The organism is Reichenbachiella sp. MSK19-1 (assembly GCF_003590315.1).
In the GTDB taxonomy this organism is placed as follows: Bacteria; Bacteroidota; Bacteroidia; order Cytophagales; family Cyclobacteriaceae; genus Reichenbachiella; species Reichenbachiella agariperforans.
The window spans coordinates 550706-571409 of record NZ_MIER01000015.1 but is presented as its reverse complement, the minus strand read 5'-3'; the positions used below and the strand labels follow the sequence as shown (position 1 = coordinate 571409).

10 protein-coding genes are annotated in these 20704 nt (G+C 44.8%); all 10 read left to right on the top strand.

The window, feature by feature from the left end; all coding sequences use genetic code 11:
• The first annotated feature begins 255 nt into the window (after window positions 1-255).
• The 10 genes from BGP76_RS10445 (at window position 256) to BGP76_RS10400 (ending at window position 20619) form a co-directional block, all read left to right on the top strand.
• The gene (locus tag BGP76_RS10445) at window positions 256-4614 is read left to right on the top strand and encodes a two-component regulator propeller domain-containing protein (RefSeq protein WP_221409877.1); all 4359 of its coding nucleotides are present in this window, start codon (window positions 256-258) and stop codon (window positions 4612-4614) included.
• A gap of 176 nt (window positions 4615-4790) precedes the next feature.
• Window positions 4791-6503, top strand: a complete 1713-nt coding sequence (locus BGP76_RS10440) for a hypothetical protein (protein ID WP_119844616.1) — start codon at window positions 4791-4793, stop codon at window positions 6501-6503.
• Between the two features lie 26 nt (window positions 6504-6529).
• Window positions 6530-9772, top strand: a complete 3243-nt coding sequence (locus BGP76_RS10435; protein ID WP_119844615.1) for a TonB-dependent receptor — start codon at window positions 6530-6532, stop codon at window positions 9770-9772.
• 15 nt (window positions 9773-9787) lie between these two features.
• Complete coding sequence (locus BGP76_RS10430) at window positions 9788-11521, top strand: RagB/SusD family nutrient uptake outer membrane protein (RefSeq protein WP_119844614.1); 1734 nt, start codon at window positions 9788-9790, stop codon at window positions 11519-11521.
• A 186-nt stretch (window positions 11522-11707) separates the two neighbouring features.
• Window positions 11708-13327, top strand: coding sequence for an arabinan endo-1,5-alpha-L-arabinosidase (locus BGP76_RS10425; RefSeq protein ID WP_119844613.1), 1620 nt, complete (start codon window positions 11708-11710; stop codon window positions 13325-13327).
• 68 nt (window positions 13328-13395) lie between these two features.
• The gene (locus tag BGP76_RS10420; protein WP_119844974.1) at window positions 13396-15411 is read left to right on the top strand and encodes an alpha-L-arabinofuranosidase C-terminal domain-containing protein; all 2016 of its coding nucleotides are present in this window, start codon (window positions 13396-13398) and stop codon (window positions 15409-15411) included.
• Between the two features lie 88 nt (window positions 15412-15499).
• Window positions 15500-17041, top strand: a complete 1542-nt coding sequence (locus BGP76_RS10415; RefSeq protein WP_119844612.1) for an alpha-N-arabinofuranosidase — start codon at window positions 15500-15502, stop codon at window positions 17039-17041.
• A 24-nt stretch (window positions 17042-17065) separates the two neighbouring features.
• Window positions 17066-18625 (top strand): arabinan endo-1,5-alpha-L-arabinosidase, encoded by a 1560-nt coding sequence (locus BGP76_RS10410; RefSeq protein WP_119844611.1) that lies wholly within the window; start codon window positions 17066-17068, stop codon window positions 18623-18625.
• Complete coding sequence (locus BGP76_RS10405; RefSeq protein WP_119844610.1) at window positions 18625-19623, top strand: arabinan endo-1,5-alpha-L-arabinosidase; 999 nt, start codon at window positions 18625-18627, stop codon at window positions 19621-19623. Before BGP76_RS10410 ends, BGP76_RS10405 begins: the two co-directional genes overlap by 1 nt.
• The gene (locus BGP76_RS10400) at window positions 19624-20619 is read left to right on the top strand and encodes a glycoside hydrolase family 43 protein (RefSeq protein WP_221409876.1); all 996 of its coding nucleotides are present in this window, start codon (window positions 19624-19626) and stop codon (window positions 20617-20619) included.
• Window positions 20620-20704 lie beyond the last annotated feature (85 nt).

Here is a 20704-nt window from a genome sequence, read left to right as displayed (position 1 = left end):
TACCTACTGATTCATATTATCAGGGAAGATTCTGTGTGTAGCTTAACGCTAAGTTACTAAAATGTTTGATTTACAGGAGTGACAATAAATACGCTCAATTCCTTCGAAGGGCTTGAACACGTGAAACACCATATAAATGGATATTGCTCTCGTTACAATTTGAAAGAGCTTTTTATTGTGGTGTAGTTCTTACACTTCTTTTGTATTTTTGAGCAAGGAACGAGTAGAGACTTTCTATACTCGAAGCAGCAGATGATGAAAAAACGAATACTTGTATGGGCTTTACAGCTTTGGGCTGTTGGGTTGTTGTGGGCTAGTCACGAACCAAACATTCGTTTTCAGCATCTCACGACCGCCAATGGTTTGGCGCAAAATATGGTCGACTGCATGCTCCAAGACAGTCAAGGCTATATCTGGCTAGGGACATGGAACGGTCTCTGCAAGTATGATGGGTATAGTTTTGAAACTTTTGATAGTCAGGCCAATGTTGAATCTACCCTTGGGAATAATTTTGTCTATGCACTTCTAGAGGATCATTTTGGTAACATCTGGGTCGGTACGAGTAAGGGATTGTATGTCTACCTGTATGATAGCAAGACCTTTCGCTATACTGATCTCTCTTCTTATGACCTACCCAAGGTCGCTGCTGTTCACTCTCTTCATACCATGGATAGTATCCTATATATAGGGTCTACTGAGGGACTGACATCCTTAGAAATCAAAGATAATCAAGGGGAAGTAAAGCTTCTTCAGCACCTCCAACTAGACGGTAGAGGTGAATTGAGGGGGACAGTGGTCAATGCTATAGCACATGATACGAAAGAGGCACTATGGGTAGGGACGGACTCGGCACTTTACCGATTGGGGCAGGGGCTCCAACTGGATCAGACGTATCAGTATGATCCGATGGATGGAGCGAGTATCACAGCCAACCTGATATTGGATATTTTATTGACGCGTGATGGACAGCTTTGGATAGCTACGGAGATAGGAGTCAATCGCTATGATCCTGTCACTGATGGTTTTGTGCGCTATTATAGTCAAGCAGATGACTCCAATAGTTTGCTTCACAACTCGGTGCTGGATCTAGCTGAGAGCGGAAATCAACTCTATATAGCTACTTTGGGTGGGTTGTCGGTATTGAATGTGAAGACCGATGAGTTTAGCAATTACCGCAACAACCCTTCGGATAATTTCAGTCTCAACAATGATTTTTTGAATTGTCTACTGGTCGATACGGAGGACAATGTATGGATCGGGACCGAACGTGGAGGGGTCAATATCATCAATGCTCGTCAAAATAGTTTTGAGCAAATCAAGTTTGAGATTGGAAACCCGAATAGCTTGAGCCACAGCACTGTCAATTCGATTTATGAGGGGGACAAACACGTATGGATAGGTACTGCTGGTGGAGGCCTGAATCGGATGAATAAGAAGACAAAATCCTTTAAGCATTTCAAGATTTCGTCTACCGATCATGGGGCAATCTCGAGTGATTTTGTGACCAAAATTTACCGAATGAAGAACGGAGAGCTCTGGGTAGGTACGTGGGGTCAAGGCATAAATATCCTACCAAAAGGTCAGATGGAAGCCCCATTCCTACGGATGAATGAAGTGTATGGCATGGGTAGTAATGCATTCATTTCCTCGATCATAGAGGACAATTGGGGCTATGTATGGATTGGTACTTTGGGAGGGCTTTATCGATTGGACAGGGCCAAAAGGGAGATGATACAAATCCAATCAGTGAATCAAAAGGTGGCGATTAGTGGAGTAGGGTGTTTGGCATTGGATTCTACTAGGGGGAAAGTCTGGGTAGGTACTCGGGAGGGGTTGTTTCAACTCGACCCATTGCGGCCCAACGAAAGCATTCAAATATTTCAGCATGAGAGTCAAAATACCAATTCGATTAGTGGCAACTATGTGATTTCACTCATAGAGGACTACCAAGGCAATATGTGGGTAGGGACCTACGGTCAGGGCATCAATAAGATAACCCTTGAGGGAAGGTCTGAAATCATCAAACGATACGATACACGATCTGGCCTGAGCAACAACATCATTTTTGGGATAGAGGAGGCAGGGGACCACTCGCTCTGGCTCAGTACGGACTATGGGTTGAGTCGCTTCGATCCAGAGACCGAGACTTCTCGAAACTTCTATGTATCGGATGGTTTGCTCAACAACCAGTACTATTGGTCTTCTTCGTACAAAAACGAGGAAGGGAAGTTCTATTTCGGAGGGATGAATGGAGTGGATGCACTGCATCCAGATTGGATCAGTGATGAGATCGATCAACCGCATGTGGTCATCACTGACTTGAAACTACTGGATCAATCTGTCGTGTCTAATCATAGTTACAACGGAGTGGTCGTCAGTGAAGGATTGCTCTCCAATGCCAAAAGTATTGAGCTGTCCTACAAGGAAAAAATTGTATCATTTGAGTTTTCCACCTTCAATTTTTTGGATTCGGATGTGATCACTTTTGCCTACTATCTCGATGGGTTCGATCAGCAGTGGAACCACATCGGTTCGAAAAGACATTTTGCGAGCTACACTAACTTGAAACCAGGAGAGTATATATTCAAGGTCAAGGCAGCAGGTCCTAATGGTATATACAATGATATACCCACAGAGTTGAAAATCCGCATTCGGCCGCCGTATTGGCAGACGACTTGGTTTCAGTTGCTTTTGGTAGCCATCATAGCATCTGTGATTTTGGGCTATATCCGCTACCGTGTCTACAGTCTCAAGCGACAAAGAGCAGTACTGGAACAGCAAGTGAGAGAACGTACCGAGGAGATCAATCGTCAGAAGGAGGCATTGACCTATCAATCCATCCAGTTGAAAAAGACCAACGAGTCGCTAGAGGACAAACAGAAATACATCGAGGGACAGAATCAAGAGTTAGAAAGCAAGAACAAGGAGATCGGAGATAGGCGTGATGAGTTACTGGAGCTTAATAACAAGCTGAAGCTCGTGAGCCAGCTTCGCTTGAGCTTTTTTACGAATATTTCCCATGAGTTTCGTACACCGCTAACACTGATTATCGGTCCTTTGGAGCGGCTGATGTCACACTATAGTTTTGGAGAGGACGTGAAGAATAACCTAGACGTGATCAACCGCAATGCCAAGCGTCTGCTACATCTCATCAATGAAATCATGGATTTTAGAAAAATTGAGCAAGGCAAAGCAGAGTTGAAAGTGAGTCGAGGAGATATCAAAGGGTTTTGTATCCAAATCTTTGAAGCTTTTGAGCCTTTGGCTGAGATCAAAAGCATTGATTTTAGCCACGAAGTAGGGGAGATGCCGAGTGAGGTGTGGTTCGATGTACAGAAAATCGAGAACATGCTGTACAACCTACTCTCCAATGCATTTAAGTACACTCCGAATGGTGGCAAGGTCAAAATGGTGATTAGCAATCCATCTCTGGAGGAGAGTAAATTGACGTTGGATGAGGAGTACAATGCCGCAGATCAGGAGATCATCAGTGTCAAAATCACAGATTCTGGATCGGGGATTAGCGAAGAGAATCTTCCGTTGATTTTTAAGCGGTTTTATCGTATAGAGTCCGAAAATGCCTTTAAGATCGGCGGGTCTGGAATCGGTCTAGCCATCACCGAGGAACTGATCAAGGCACACCACGGAGAGATATTTGTAAGTAGCCAGCTTGGGGAGGGATCGGTATTTGAGATTCAGTTCCCATGTCTACGCACCTTGGCGCATGACGCAGATCAGGTGGATGGAGGAGCACCTAATATTCAGTCGCAAATTGAAATATTGAAGAACGAATTCGTGATTCGGGAAGACGAACCCCTGGTTTCTGAAAATTTGGTGATCGATGAACAACGTAGAACTGTTCTCGTCGTGGAGGATAACTTGGATTTGAGAAAATTCATATCATTGCGATTGAGCGAAAAGTACAACATCGTCGAAGCAGGCAACGGACTGACAGGGATGGAGTTTGCGGAGCAGTACAACCCAGACTTGATCGTCAGTGATGTCATGATGCCCAAGATGGATGGGTTTGAACTTTGTACTTCTATCAAAAACAACTTTAGTACGAGCCACATCCCTGTGGTACTGCTCACAGCCAAGTCCTCCGTAGAGAATCAGATCGAAGGGCTGCAGATCGGCGCAGATGACTACCTGCCCAAGCCCTTCAACTTCGAATTGCTAGAGGCACGTATCTCCAACCTCATCGAGTCTCGTAGAAAACTCCGAGAGCAATTTGCAACAGAGGAAGATGTACGCCCTGCTGCCTTGACACAAAATACTAAAGATCAAAAATTTCTAGAGCAAGCCATCACCGTCGTGGAAGAGCAAATGTCTAACTCTGATTTCAGCTCCAAAGATCTAGTGACCTCTCTGGGCATCAGTCGCAGTTTGCTGCACAAAAAACTAAGCGCTCTCACCAACCAATCTGCTTCTGGGTTTATCAATCATTTTCGAATGAAGAAATCGAAGGAATTGCTCAAAACACAAGAACTCAATGTCTCAGAAGTCGCGTACGCTGTAGGCTACAATGACCCCAAGTATTTCTCTCGATTATTTAGCAAATACTACGGGCATTCTCCTAAACAGTACCAAGAAGGGGGAGTAGATTTTCGTTGATTTATTATGAAATAATATTTTGTAAGTGTCTGTTTTGTAGTGGTGTTGTACAATAGTCCAACCCAAAAAGACATAGCTCCACCTCGTTTTTATCCTCATTGGTAACCTTTACGATAAGGATGGCCATGATCCATCTCGTAGACTAAATTTTTTAACAAGTAAGAACTAAGTATGATATGAAAAAAACTAGACTAATGAGTTGCGTTTTGTTTGCAGCGTTTTTTATAGCATTTGCCTTAGCTGGCTGTGAGGAGGACGAAATCTATAGGATAGATGCCCCTTCTGACCTACAAGCTAGAGTTGACTCGATCGCAGCTGCGAAAGCAGGCATAGATACAGGTGATACGACTTATATCGATATCGCTACGGCGATAGTAGGGGCTGAAGATTATAGTTCCGCTTGGTGGACAGCATTCTCTGATTACTTTACCATTCCATCAAACAAGCTCCTACACTTAGAGTTTATTAATCATAATGGAAGTAGCGTCAACAACTGGAACAACTGGAACGTAGCGGTAGTCAACAATGTAGCGGATCGAGAAGGCGAAGGATATGCAGAATACTTTGTCTTGCGTTCAGATGCGTTTGGCTGGGGCAATACAGATTTCGACCTTGGCCTTGTGGCCCAGGATTATCCAGTGATCGCAGGTTCTGATCCTGAAGAAGTGGACTGGGATCTATTCCGCACGACGATGGATGGTGCTTATGTGTCTCTTGAAATAGATCACTCGGTGACGGGCAACGTCTATGTGACCGCTACTGTAGAAGGTACCAATGGTATCGAGATGGTGATGACCTATAATCAGCCCGTGTCTGCTGCCGATGATATCAACGCATTTTTGGTAATGGACGCTAGCTATGTAGAGATGGAGACGGCTTATCTGCTGCCATCGAATGTATCGGTAGTAGTGGATTACAATCCTGTATCGATCGCTGTGACTGGGGCACCTGCCACAGTGGAGATTGGCAATGAAAACTTTTGGGGTAGTGCAGTGGCTACCGTGACTTACGAAGACGGATCATCGACCGAAGTGGACTCCACTGACATCTCATTCAATGTGGTGCCTGATATGACCACACTGGGCGAAAAGACTGTAGTAGTTGCTTACAGCAAAACCAAACTTGGAGAATTTACCCAAGCGGTATCAACTTATTACAATTTGGAGGTGACCAATTCTGTGGTCAGTATGGACGTGACGACTATGCCAGATATTACGAGCTATTACTTCTACAATACTGACCCTATTGTTTTTAATACTAAGGGATTGGTAGTAACAGCGACCTATTCGGATGCTACGACGGGGGTGATATCAAACGAAAATCTACAGTTCGGTACGATCACAGCTGCTGCTGGTGCACAAACCGCAGAAGTGTCCTACGTAGGATCCTCTAGTACTGTAACAACTACGGTTCCACTGACGCTGACTCAGGGAATCGATCAAGTTGGTCTTACGGATATGACGACTCCATGGTGGTCAGATTTTTCTGATGATTATACAGTCGCTTCTGGATCTAGCACGACGATCAAAATGTACTGCTACTCCAACGGTCTTAATTCTTACCACAGCCCTAGTACAATCCTTCGTAAAGCTGACGGGACTGAAAATGGAGTAGTTCGAATGGACAACTTCGGATGGGGAACTGGTTATGAAGGTATAGCTACGGCCACTAGTGACTGGAACTGGGATGTGTTCGCAGCAAATATAAGCGGCTCTTATATAGAGATCACTGTGACAAACAATGGTGACGATACCGCGGATATACGCTACGATGTTACTTATGCTAATGGGGATACACATTTCCAAGAGTATACGGGTATAGCGGTAGACAGTGCGGATTTGAATGCTGCACTCGTGTTAGAGGGAGCTTACCTCGTAATTGTTGAATAATCACTAGGATAAAAAATACTGAAACAATGAAATATTTATATATAATACTGTTAGGGGTGCTGGCGCTCGTACCTGCAACATACGCAGCAGGTACTAACAATGCCGATGTGATGGCTAGGGCTCAAGCAGAAGATATCACAGTAACTGGTAAAATCATCGATGATACGGGAGAGGCACTTCCTGGCGCTACCGTGACACAAAAGGGCACTACCAATGGAACCATTACGGATATCGATGGTAATTTTACACTTACTGTTCCTTCAGATGCTACGGTGGTAGTTTCTTTCATAGGGTTTAAAAGTACAGAAGTGATCGTTGGTGGAAGGTCTGTACTAGGTAATATCACATTAGGTATAGATTTAACCGAACTCGATGAGGTGATAGTAGTGGGATATGGTACACAGCGCAAGGTTGATCTCACGGGTTCAGTGGCGATAGTAGACACTGAGGAGATGAAGAAAGTCTCCAATTCTAACATCTCTACTATGCTGCAAGGTAGAGTGGCAGGTGTTCAAATTACATCTGACGGGCAGCCAGGTGCTGATCCTGCAGTACGTATTCGTGGTATGGGATCCTTTGGTAATACTTCGCCTCTCTATGTAGTTGATGGGGTGATTATGGGAACAACGATTAGAGATTTCTCTCCCAACGATATCGAATCAGTACAGGTTTTGAAGGATGCTTCTGCGGCGGCTATTTATGGTGCGCGTTCTGCCAACGGAGTAGTGATCATTACTACCAAGTCTGGTAAAAAGGATCAACCCATGAGGATAGATTATAGCGGATACATAGGGTTTGACCAAGTACAGAAAGATGTTTATGACGTGATGGATGCTGAGCAGTATGGTCAACACTTGACCAATGTATTTGGCAACAGTGGTCTGGATGTGCCTTCTGGTTACAATCCAAATAGTGAAAACTATTTGTACCGTGCAGACGGTACTGCAAAAGTGAATACAAATTGGTACGATGAAGTCTTCAAAACAGGTATTCGCCAAAACCACAACATCAACCTGTCAGGTGGTGGTGAGAACAATACTTACAACGTTGCGATGGACTACTTCACTCAGGAAGGAACCATGGAAGGTGCAGGGCCGAATTTTGACCGTTACACGGCTCGATTCAAAAATTCGATGGATGTGAAGTTTATCAAATTCAACACGAACGTAGTGTACAGTCACAGCGATCAGGACAATATGGCTCTTAGCAATGCCAATGAGTATGTAGAGGGGTTATATGGTTCTCAATTTCCAGTGATGGCCTCAGCGCTCATTACACCTCCCACCATCAAGGCTTACGATGAATCTACTTGGGTTCTGGATGGTACGCTTTCTCCAGCATCTGGGTACCAATACGATTCCTATGGTTATGGCACTTACTATGACGATATTCATGGTGACCTTCGTGTAACCAACGTTTTGCTCACTAATAATTTGTTAGAGAGAAACTCTACAGTAGATCGTATAGTAGCCTCAGGGTCTGCCAATGTGGACTTCTTTGAAATGTTGAATGCTGAGAGCGGCAAACACAAGTTGAGTTACAACCTGAACTTGTCGTACAGCAAGACCCATGTCAAGGATTTTACGTTTGTACCTGCTTTTATACAAAGTACAACAAACTACTTGACCAAGAGCAATGAGACGTTGACAGAGGAGCACCGTAGCTATACGGAATCTTTGATAGAAAACACGATCAATTACGATGGTCAATTCGGCCGTCATCATGTCAATGTACTGGCGGGTCAGTCTTTTCAGCGTTGGGATCACAATAGACTTACAGGTATAGGTAACAACATGACCGAGCCTTATTACCTGCAAGTAAATAACTCTGAACAGACGCAATCATCTACATACGAAGAAGTGAGCTTGATGGAATCTTATTTTGGTCGTATCAACTACGATTTTGATGAGAAATACCTGTTTTCTGCAACTGTTCGTCAAGATGCATCAAGCCGTCTTTCACCTGATGACAATACGGATATATTTCCAGCGGCTTCTGTGGGGTGGCGTATAGACCGAGAGGGCTTCTTTCCTGTCAGTGAATCGACTATAAGCTTGTTCAAAATCCGTGGTAGCTATGGTGAACAAGGCAATATTTCGAACTTGGGACCCTATGATTATATGGCCACTATGGCGCGAGGAGATTATACTTATAGCTATCAAAATAGTGTAGTGATGGGGTCGGCCATCTCTAGTTTTGTAAATGAAAGACTCTTATGGGAAAAGAAGAAAACCCTTGATATTGGGCTTGATCTGGGGCTGTTCGATGATCAATTAGAGTTTACCTTCGATTGGTATGAAGCCACGGCAGAAGACCTCCATTATGATGTAGCTGTTCCAGCTCAGGCAGGTTTTACCAATGCAGCAGTAAAGATGAATGCAGCGACGATGGTCAACTCAGGTATGGAGTTTTTGTTAGCCTATCACAACTATAACAATGAAGTGAAATTTGATGTGTCTGCTAACTTCTCTACCCTCACCAATGAGGTGACAAAGTTGGGTGTATTAAATGCACCTCGTACCGATGGTACGGCTCGTACAGAGGTAGGCCGTGAAATAGGTTCCTTCTATGGATATGTTTATGAGGGGATTTTTCAGTCGCAAGATGAAATCGATAACCGTGTCAACTCAGAAGGTAATTTTATTGATCAGCCTGGTGCACAGCCTGGTGATGTAGCCTATGCAGACATTGCTGGTGCATTTGATGCGGAGGGTAATCCAATACCTGATGGTCAAATCACCAATGAAGATCAAACCTACCTGGGCAGCGGCTTGCCTAAATACAGTTTCGGTCTGAATGCTCGTGTGGAATGGAAAGGGTTGGATTTGAGTGTCATGGCATTCGGAGCGGCAGGTTTCAAAGCGGTAGATTTTGTAGATGTGACTTTGCGTAGTTCCTATGGTGCGCTCAACAAGAGCACGGATTTATTGAATGCTTGGACACCAGAAAATACCAATACTGATGTACCTCGTGTAGCCAATAGATCGAATGGTGACATTACCAACGATATGTTCAGTTCGCGCTTCATTCAGGATGCTACTTATCTGAAAATAGCCAATATTCAAATTGGCTACAACTTTCCTGATAGTTGGTTTGGAGACTATATCAACAACGTTCGCATTTATGCCACGGGGCAAAATTTGTTCGTGTTCTCTAAATACAAAGGATACAATGTGGATTTTGCTGGAGGTACATTCACTCCTGGATACAACTACGCATCGTACCCAACACCACGAACCGTCATGGGCGGAGTTCAATTTTCATTCTAAAAATAAGGGATCAATATGAAAGGTATATATAAAATTCTAACAACGTTGGTGCTGATCGTAGGCATGGTGGCCTGTAGCGACCAACTCGAAGTTGAGAACCCAAATAATCAGACGACCTTTGATTTTGGGGATTCTGAGACAGAACTTAGAGAAGTAGTGATTGCATGCTACAACCGTATTCGTCTCGACGGTACATTTGCCCGTGTAGGTTATACATTGGATGCGGTTCGTGGTGATGAGGTATGGAACTCATCTCAACAGTGGTATTTGGAATATGATAATTTTAATTCTCCAGGCACCATCGGAATTGGTGATGAATGGCCATGGAGAGACAATTATCATGTGGTGAACCGTGCCAATTTTATTTTGTCGAATGTAGATGAAGTAGAAATGTCTGAGAATGCATACAATGAGATCAAAGGACAAGCACTCTTTCTGAGATCTTTGGCGTACTATCATCTGGCTACTTATTACCAGGATGTACCATTGATCACCGATTATGCTGCTTACTCAGACTTAGAAACACTCTATTCGTCTAACAACACGCAAGACGAAGTGTTTGATCAAATAGAGAAGGATCTCACGGAGGCAATGAATATCCTACCATCCAGAGATGCCGGAGGCGAGTGGGCAGAAGGTCGTGCGACTAACGGTGCTGCTGCGGGTTATTTGGCTCGTGCATTGATGTTTCGTCATAAGTTTGATTTAGCTCTACCTATTTTGGAAGATATCATAGCAGGTACCTACGGGACTTATGCCCTGACTGCAGATTATGGTGATAACTTCAGAGAAAGTACCGAAAACAATTCAGAGAGCCTTTTTGAGGTTCAGTTTATGGATTTTGGTACAGGGGGAACCGACGAAGAGTGGACTCCAGTAAATATCAGTAGAGTGGCTACTCAGGGTCATGCAGTAGAAAGCAACTTTGCTTCTCAGGATTTGGGTAGCTGGGGCGATCTAGCGGGTTCGCCTTGGTTGTACAACCTGTTCAAAGCAGAGAATAGTACGGACGGACGACTTGACCCTCGTTTGTACTGGACATTGGTTTCGTACGAACCTGAGTACAGCAACTATACAGACATTTCTACGGCTGCATATCCAGAAGGCGATCCTCGTAGCAATATTGTTTACCAAGCTGAAATAACAGAATCACCTCGATCGAACATTGCTCAGGGTGGGTTATCAATTGCCAAGTTTACCAATGCAAGGAACAACATCTATGCTTCCATTACTAATGGTTTGCAATGCGGGGTGAATATACGTTTGATGCGGTATAGCGATGTATTGTTAAGAGCAGCAGAATGTATCAATGAAATCAGTGGCCCAAATCAACAAGCTATCGATTATATCAACGAAGTGCGTGAGCGTGTGGCTCTCGAAGAGCTTCAATTGGCAGATTTTCCAACTGTCGATCATCTCTTCGAGCAAATTGCCAATGTAGAGCGTCCTAAAGAATTCGGTTGCGAAAACGGTCGGGGTATTGACTTGATCCGTTGGGGATTCTTCTACGATGCTGCACGTTTGCAGCAGTTGACTGAGCATGGATATTATGTGACAGATGGTACAGCCAATACCGATGCTTTGACTGCAGCAACAGCTAGTAACTCATCGTTCAATACCTACACTCCTGGAAATGAGTATTTTCCAATATTCCAAGGTACGCTAAATGCCAACCCTAATTTGGTAGGCAATTCAGCCAATAAAAATGAACCTGCTGACAAATGGGATGCACGCCCTATTGTAAACTAGGGATCATTCTATAAAATCCGAGCCTCCTTATCGATGTGCTTTTGTATGTCGATAAGGGTGCTTTTAATGTTAAACAGACGGACTTATCCCCTAAACATACCAGTAAAATATTTGGCGTATCAGTATTTGGCAATTTCAACAAAGTACTGAGTTATACCCGTCGGATTGATAAAAAATATAATTGAAATGAGACATAAGTATTTTCTGTTTTTATCTGTCACCCTAGCTGCTCTATTACTTATAGGGTGCAACAATGATGATTTAGAGCCTACAGGCATCACCGTAAAGGAGGATGAAGATGAAGTGACTGATACCACCTACACCATTCCCACATACGCTGACGACTATGCAGCGATGGCTTCTTGGAATGATCGCTCTGATTGGAACCTGGCCAATGTACATGACCCAAGTGTAGTTTTTGATGGAGACTACTACTATATGTATGGTACCAATGCTTCCTATGGCAATGCCCATGATGGACATGGACATTTTCATGGTCGCCGATCCAGAGATTTAGTGAATTGGTCCTATATGGGAGCTTCTATGTCAGTGACACCAACATGGGTAAAAGATACGCTAAACAGTATGCGAGATGCAGTGGGTTTGGCTCCAATCAACAATCCCGCTTTTGGACACTGGGCTCCTGTGGTCCGTAAGGTCGGCAATGTCTACCGAATGTACTACAGCATCATTATTGATAATTTGATAGGTAATGGATTGCCATGGTCTGAAGAAAATTTTGATAACACTTGGACAGAAAGAGCCTTCATAGGTATGATGGAAACGACAGACCTTTCTTCGAACAATTGGGAAGACAAGGGGATGGTCGTTTGCTCTGTTTCTGATCGAGGAACTGACTGGTCTAGATCGTCGACTAACGACTGGAGTGGATATTTTAAATACAATGCCATCGACCCCTCTTACGTCGTTACTCCTGAGGGTGAACACTGGATGTTTTATGGTTCATGGCATAGCGGTATTGCAGCGGTTCAAATTGATTCGGATACAGGATTGCCATTACACGAATTTGATATCAATGATGAATCCACTTGGGGTACACATATCTACACCCGAACAAACGGCTCAAGATGGCAGGGATCAGAAGGGCCAGAGGTGATGTATAGTGAAGAAACTGGGTATTACTATTTGTTCTTGGCCTATGACGGTCTGGATGTACCCTACAATACGAGAGTCGCCAGATCAGAAAATGTAACAGGGCCGTACAAGGGATATGATGGTGCTAGTGTGACGAATGGTGGAGATGTCTACCCAATTGTTACTCACCCTTACAAATTTAACAATCATTCTGGATGGGTTGGTTTTGCGCACAATGCCATGTTTCAATATGAAGAAACGGGAGATTGGTTTTACGCTTCACAGGCGCGTCTGCCAGCTAACACAGGAGGCAATGCCTATAGCAATGCCATCATGATGGGGCATGTCCGAAAAGTGAGATGGACAGAAGGCGGTTGGCCAGTGGTCATGCCTGAGCGATATACTGGAGTCCCAGAGACAGAGATCAGCGAAGCTGACCTAGCAGGAAATTGGGAGCTTATCACACTACGATACGAGTACCGAACACAGCAAACATCAGTAGCGCTCACGCTATCAGCAAATGGGGAAGCTACAGGTGCTTTAACGGGCGCATGGTCGTTTGATGAAGCAGACGATGTCCTTACGATTGGCAATACAAAACTGTATGTCGAGCGTGAAGTGGATTGGGAGGCATCTCCTAGAGAGCTGACACTTGTTTTTGCTGGGTTGAATTCTTCTGGGGATTCACTTTGGGGAAAGAAAACGCAATAGTGGAATTGATACTGTATACCAAAATGATAATCAGGCCAAATGGCTTTTTCTATAGAAATGAATTAACGATGAATAAAATAATAAATCAAATACTGGGATTAGGAGTGGGAGTTGTGCTTGCTTGTGGTTGTGGTACTACTCCGTCCGAGACGCAGACCGAAACTGCCGCATCGCATACCTTTCAAATCGACGCGAGCAAAACCATTGCCAAGGTAGAGCCTACGATGTATGGCATCTTCTTCGAGGATATCAATTTTGCCATCGATGGCGGCTTGTATGCTGAGTTGGTCAAAAACCGATCTTTTGAATTTGACAAACCCTTGCGTGGGTGGACCGAACTCAAAGACAAGGGGCTTGGCGTTCGATTTTTACCTATCAACACCAACAATCCACGAAACACTAGGTTCATGCGTGTACAAATCGAGGACCAAGGTTCTGGAGCAGGACTGTTGAATGAAGGCTTTCGAGGAATGGGCCTCAAGGAGGGACTCCCTCATAATTTTAGCATTCAGGTCAGAGGGGGGGACGGTAAGGTCTCAGCCATCCGAATTGAATTATTGGACTCAAAAGGTGAAGTAATCGCTAATAGTCGAGTGGATGGCATCAATAACGAATGGCAAACGCTAACTACTTCATTGACACCTTCTAAAACGGACGCAAAAGGTACGATGAAAATTTGGTTCGAAGGAGAAGGAACTGTTGACATAGACATGGTTTCCCTTTTCCCAACGGATACGTGGAAGGGAAGAAAAAATGGATTGAGAGCAGACCTAGTGCAATTGCTCGCCGATATGGATCCAGGGTTTTTGCGTTTCCCCGGTGGGTGTATCGTGGAGGGTTTCGATTTATCCCAGCGATATCAATGGAAAAATACAGTTGGGGATGTCGATGAACGGGTAGTGACCATCAACCGTTGGAATTTTGAGTTTGACCATAGACCTGCACCGGATTATTATCAAAGTTTTGGTGTTGGATTTTACGAATACTTCTTGTTGGCTGAGGACTTGGAGGCAGAACCTGTGCCCATTCTCAACTGTGGTATGGCTTGTCAGTTCAATACTGGAGAGTTGGTTCCGCTGGATCAATTGGATCCCTATATCCAAGATGCGCTTGACCTTATCGAATTTGCCAATGGATCAACGGACAGCAAATGGGGGGAATTGCGTGCCGATATGGGACACCCCGAACCATTTAACCTCAAGATGCTCGGTGTAGGAAACGAACAATGGGGCCCACAATATGTAGAAAGGTATGTGCCAATCGTCAACGCTGTTAAAGCAAAGTATCCCGAAATACAGATTATTGCAGCGACTGGGTCAGATGGGTCTATCTTCCCTAATGGCGAAGAGGAGATTGAGTACCTCTGGAAAGTATGGAAAAGGCTGAAACCAGAAATTGTGGATGAGCACTTTTATCGCAATCCTGATTGGTTTATGGAAAATACGGATTGGTATGACAACTATGAGCGCACAGGTTCTAAACTTTTCGTAGGCGAATGGGCCGCACAAAGTGTAGGTGTAGCTAGCCCAGACAATAAGAACAACTGGGAGACTGCTCTTTCAGAAGCAGCATTCCTGACTGGTCTGGAGCGAAATGCCGATCTAGTTACGATGACCTCCTATGCGCCTCTTTTTGCTCATGCAGAAGGTTGGCAGTGGACACCAGATTTGATTTGGTTCGATAACCTCGATTCATATGGCACGGCCAACTACTACGTGCAGAAGATGTACGCTACCAATCCAGGTACACACGTGATTCCGCTCGAAAAAGACGGCAAACCAGTGACTGGACAGAATGGATTGTACGCTACTGCCACCAGAGATGAAAATGCTGGAGAGTTGATTATCAAAATCGTGAATACTGGCGAAGCAGCAGTTGAGACCAGCTTTGATGTCGCAGGGGCTACTATTGGTGCTGAAGTGACCGCTGAGGTGCTTTCTAGCAAAGAGCTAGAGGCTGTCAATACCCTGGATGAAGGGAATAAAATCAGTCCAAGAACAGAGAAGAAAACATTAGACTCTGAAAAATTGGCTTATCAACTTGAGCCATACTCTTTCACAGTTTTAAGAGTAGAAGCTAAATAAAGGTTTAAGACTACTCCTTTCACTCATTCAATTAGGGGCAAAAGGAGTGATTAGTACTGTTTAATAATCAGGAGAAATATATAAAGTAATGAAAAAAGGAATAATCATGTTTGCGGCTTTGTTTGTTTTTGCGCTTGGTGTACAGGCCCAAAAAGCAACCGTCATCATCAATGCGGACAAAGGAGAACATACGATCAACAAAAATATCTATGGTCATTTTGCCGAGCATCTAGGACGATGCATCTATGACGGGATTTATGTAGGTGATAGCTCAGCGATACCCAATACAGAAGGAGTCCGAACCGATATCATCGATGCACTGATCGAATTGAAAGTGCCGGTACTCAGATGGCCAGGTGGCTGTTTTGCGGATACTTACCACTGGATGGATGGGATCGGTGATCGTGCCGATCGACCGAGCATCGTCAACCAATGGTGGGGCGGTACTACAGAGGACAACAGTTTCGGTACACATGATTTCCTCAACCTATGTGAGCGCATCAATGCAGAGCCATATTTGGCGGGCAATGTAGGAAGTGGACAAGTAAAGGAATTGGCGGATTGGGTGCAGTATGTCAATCACACAGGAGGCAGCCCCATGTCTGACCTGAGAATAGAGCATGGTCGTACCGAGCCATGGAATGTAAAATACTGGGGGGTAGGCAATGAAATGTGGGGATGCGGTGGCAACATGGCGCCTGAGTTCTATGCCAATTTATTCAGACAGTACAGTACATTCATGACGGATTGGTCCAACTCTGATGGACTATATAGAATCGCATCTGGTGCGAATGGAGCGGATTATAATTGGACAGAGGTGCTGATGCGTGACATCCCGAAACCACTCATCGAAGGAGTCGCCTTGCACTCATACTCGGTAATCGACTGGGGGAAAAAAGGACCTGCCAAAGACTTCAGTGAAGAGCTGTATTTTGCTACGATGAAATCAGCACTCTTTATGGAGGAGTTGGTTACGAAGCATATTGCGATCATGGACAAGTATGATCCTGAGCAGAAAGTAGACTTGATCGTCGACGAGTGGGGTGGGTGGTATGATGCACCCGAAAGCCAAACAATGGGAGTATTGTATCAGCAAAATACGATGCGTGATGCCATGATAGCTGGAGCGACGCTCAATATCTTCAATAACCACGCCGATAGAATCAAAATGGCCAACCTCGCGCAGATCGTCAATGTACTACAAGCTTTGATCTTGACCAATGAAGAGAAACTGGTTTTGACACCTACCTACCACGTGATGAGAATGTACAATGTGCACCAAGACGCGACTTTGCTGCCGATGGAGTTGACGACTGCTGATTATGAATACAAGGGAGAGAAACTGCCAGCTGTATCGGGTTCGGCCTCTGTAGATAGTGAGGGCGTGATGCATATTTCGTTGGTCAATATCGATTCGAAAGAGTCACAGGCAGCGAGCCTCAAATTACTCGGGACGAATAGTAAACAAATGAGCGGTGAGATTTTGGCTTCTGACAAATTGCAGGACTACAATTCATTTGAAAATGGAACAGTAATTTCCCCCAAAAGCTTCAAAGGCTTCAAGAAAAAGGGAGACGAGTGGACTGTGACTTTGCCACCATTTTCGGTAGTGGTTTTGGAAGTGAAATAAACAGGAACGAAATCAGTGTAGGAGATGAAGGAGATCGTAAAGGACACGTTTTTAATTTTAGTAATAGTTTTGATCACATCACTGGGGGTATTTACCTCCTGTGATGACTCTTCTTCTGGAACGGGAATCAATGTGATTGATCCTGATCAAGATAGTTTAGACTCCAATTTGGAGGATGGCCCCATAGACTTTACACAGTTCAACGACACCTATGGCAGTATTGCCAGTACTGACAATGTATATGACTGGGCACATTACAATGTTCACGATCCGTCCATTATCGATAATGGTGACTTTTTCTACTGCTATACCACAGATGTGGCTTATGGCACATCTGTAAGACCTGGTCACCAGATCAGAAGGAGCAAGAATCTGGTGGAATGGGAGTTTGTAGGCTGGGTAGTTGGAGGTAACAACCCGAACGCACAAGGTGATACAGGTTATCCTCCACTCGGGCTCGATCATATTCATTCCAACGGTGGTGAACCTTTCGATAACTTGTGGGCGCCCTATGCGATGAAAGTGGGCGGAGAGTATCGGGTGTATTACTCCATTTCATCAGAGGTGCCACGACTCAGTGCTATTGGTTTGATGGTGTCGGACAAGCCGTATGGGCCGTTTGAAGAACGAAGACTCGTAGTGACTTCTCTGAACAATTCCACACGACAAACCAATGCTATTGATCCTACGGTCACGGTGTCTCCATCTGGAGCACACTGGTTCTACTACGGATCGGCATGGGATGGTATCTATCGTATCGAACTAGATCCATCTAGTGGATTGCCAAAGCAAACGGGAGATATAGGAACACGAGTGGCACAAAGAGCCTTTACTGGGAATAGCATCAATGGCAACATCGAAGGGCCCGAAATCATCCACAACGAGGAGTTTGGCAAGTATTACATGTTCATCTCCTATGACTGGTTGCAGACCAAATACAACGTCCGAGTCGGACGATCAGACAGTCCAGATGGCCCATTCTATGACATACTCGGTCGTGACATGAACGACGGTGTGGATGATTTGCCAATGATTTTGGCTCCCTACCGTTTTCAGGGGCATTCGGGATGGCAAGGGGTGTCTCACCCCTCGGTATTCATTGACAAAGAATCCAAGGAATTTTACATGGGGCATCAGGGCAGACCTGGCATTGATAGCTATTATATGCTGTTGCATATTCGACAGATTCATTGGACAGAGGACGGTTGGCCGATGGTCAGTCCAGAGCGCTATGCAGCGGAAGAAGAAACTGCTGTGGACGAGAGCGAGATCGCAGGGGACTGGGAGCAGATCGTCATGAACTATCAAGTAGTACCAGGCTATGCAGACGAACAAACATCTCCAGATTTTCAGCAGGGTCTGAGTATAGTCATCCACTCGGACGGCACAGTGTCTGGTACATCTACTGGAACGTGGACTTACGAATCGCCTTGGTTGACATTTGACCTAGAGGGTGAGTCTGCTCCATTCAAACTCAAAGTAGAGCGTGGTAGAGATTGGGAAAATGAGGTCGATGAGACTATCCTTTTCACTGGATTGACTACCGAAGGCATAGCATATTGGGGTAAAAAAATAGTAAAGTAATGAAAAGTATAAAAGCAATCATCGTAGGGGTGGCCATGGGACTGTTGTGTTCGCCTGTATTTGCCCAAGGCATCTACGATATAGGCGTACACGATCCAGTGATGATCCAGGAGGGAGATACCTACTACCTCTATTGTACGGGGAGGGGGATCACCGTTTATTCGTCCAAAGACTTGAAGTCTTGGAAGCACGAACCCAAGGTCTTTGACGCCCCACCGCAGTGGGCTAAGGAAACCGTTACGGATTTTACAGGACATATTTGGGCACCAGATATTTCGTTTTATGACGGCAAGTACTACCTGTACTATTCGGTTTCTTCTTTTGCCAAAAACACATCGGCTATTGGCTTAGTTACCAATGTGACTTTGGATCCCAATAACCCCAACTACCAATGGGAAGATCAGGGAATGATCCTACAGTCTGTGCCTTACCGTGACATGTGGAACGCCATTGATCCCAATATCATTGTGGACGAAGAAGGCTATCCGTGGATGGCATTTGGTTCGTTTTGGGATGGAATGAAAGCTGTGAAACTGATACCTAACCGAACAGCTATCGCTGAACCACAGGAGTGGAAAACCATAGCTAGAAGAGAAAGAAGTTTCGAACTCGATGACAAAAATCCGGGAGATGCTGCCATAGAAGCTCCGTTCATCTTCCAGAAGGATACAAACTATTACCTCTTCGTGTCTTGGGACTACTGCTGTAGAGGAGAAAAGAGCACCTATAAAGTAGTAGTCGGGCGCTCCGATCAAGCCACAGGGCCCTTCGTAGACCGAGAAGGTACACCGATGAATGAAGGCGGAGGTATGCTCGTCGTGGAAGGAAATGACCGCTGGGCGGGGGTAGGGCACAACAGTGCCTATACCTTCGGCGAGACAGACTACTTGGTGTTTCATGGCTATGACATGGCCCAAGAGGGACATCCCAAACTGATCATCAAAGAAATCGAATGGAGTGACGATGGATGGCCTAAACAAGTGAAACTAGAAGATTAAATGATGAAAGTGAGCGTACAAGTATTATGGTTGTTAGTAGGAGTGATTTCTCTGGCAGCTTGTGATTCGGGACAAACGAAAGAAAAACAAACAGAAGGAGTAAGGTCGGAGAGGGCAGGAAACCCCATTATACAAGAGGTTTTTACTGCGGACCCAGCTCCCTTTGTAGCTAATGATACCTTTTATATCTATACGGGACATGACCAACAGTCCGAAGGAGGAGAGGGGTTCTTGATGAACGACTGGTTGTTGTTCTCGTCGACAGATATGGTCAACTGGGAGCGCCATGGAGCCAAGTTGCGTACGACTGATTTTGCATGGGCCAATGGGCAAGCTTGGGCAGCGCATACCGAGCAAAAGAACGGGAAATACTACTGGTACGTGACGGTCGAGCATGCGACCATACCAGGCAAAGCTATTGGTGTGGCGGTAGCAGATCACCCTACCGGACCATGGGAGGATGCGATCGGTGAGGCACTGATCACCAATGATATGACCACTCAGACAGATATCTTTTGGGATGATATCGATCCAGCCGTTTTTGTCGATGAGAGTGGGAGTGCTTATATCTATTGGGGCAATACCGTGCTGAAATGGGCGAAACTCAAGGACAACATGATCGAGCTAGATGGCCCAGTACATACGATCTCTGTACCTGAGTTTACAGAAGCGCCGTGGGTTTTCAAGCGAGAGGAGTTGTATTATTTGATTTATTCGGCACACTTTCCAGAAGAGATAGATTATGCCATGTCCGATAGTCCAGAGGGGCCTTGGGAGTATAAAGGCAATCTCAACGGTGCTTTGCCCAACTCTCCTACGCATCATGTAGGCGTGGAGGAGTACAAGGGCAACTGGTATTTTGTGTATCACACTGGACAGTTACCGACTGGAGGGGAGTTTCGTCGCAGTGTTTGTATTGATCGCCTTTACTTCAACGAAGACGGGACTATTAAGCCCGTGATAAAAACCGATAGTGGAGTAGGAATCATAGAATAAGGTATGGATCACAATGCCCGAGACTGATTAATACGCACTGGCATTGTGATCCATTCTCAAAACAAAGCGTTAAGCCACACAATCT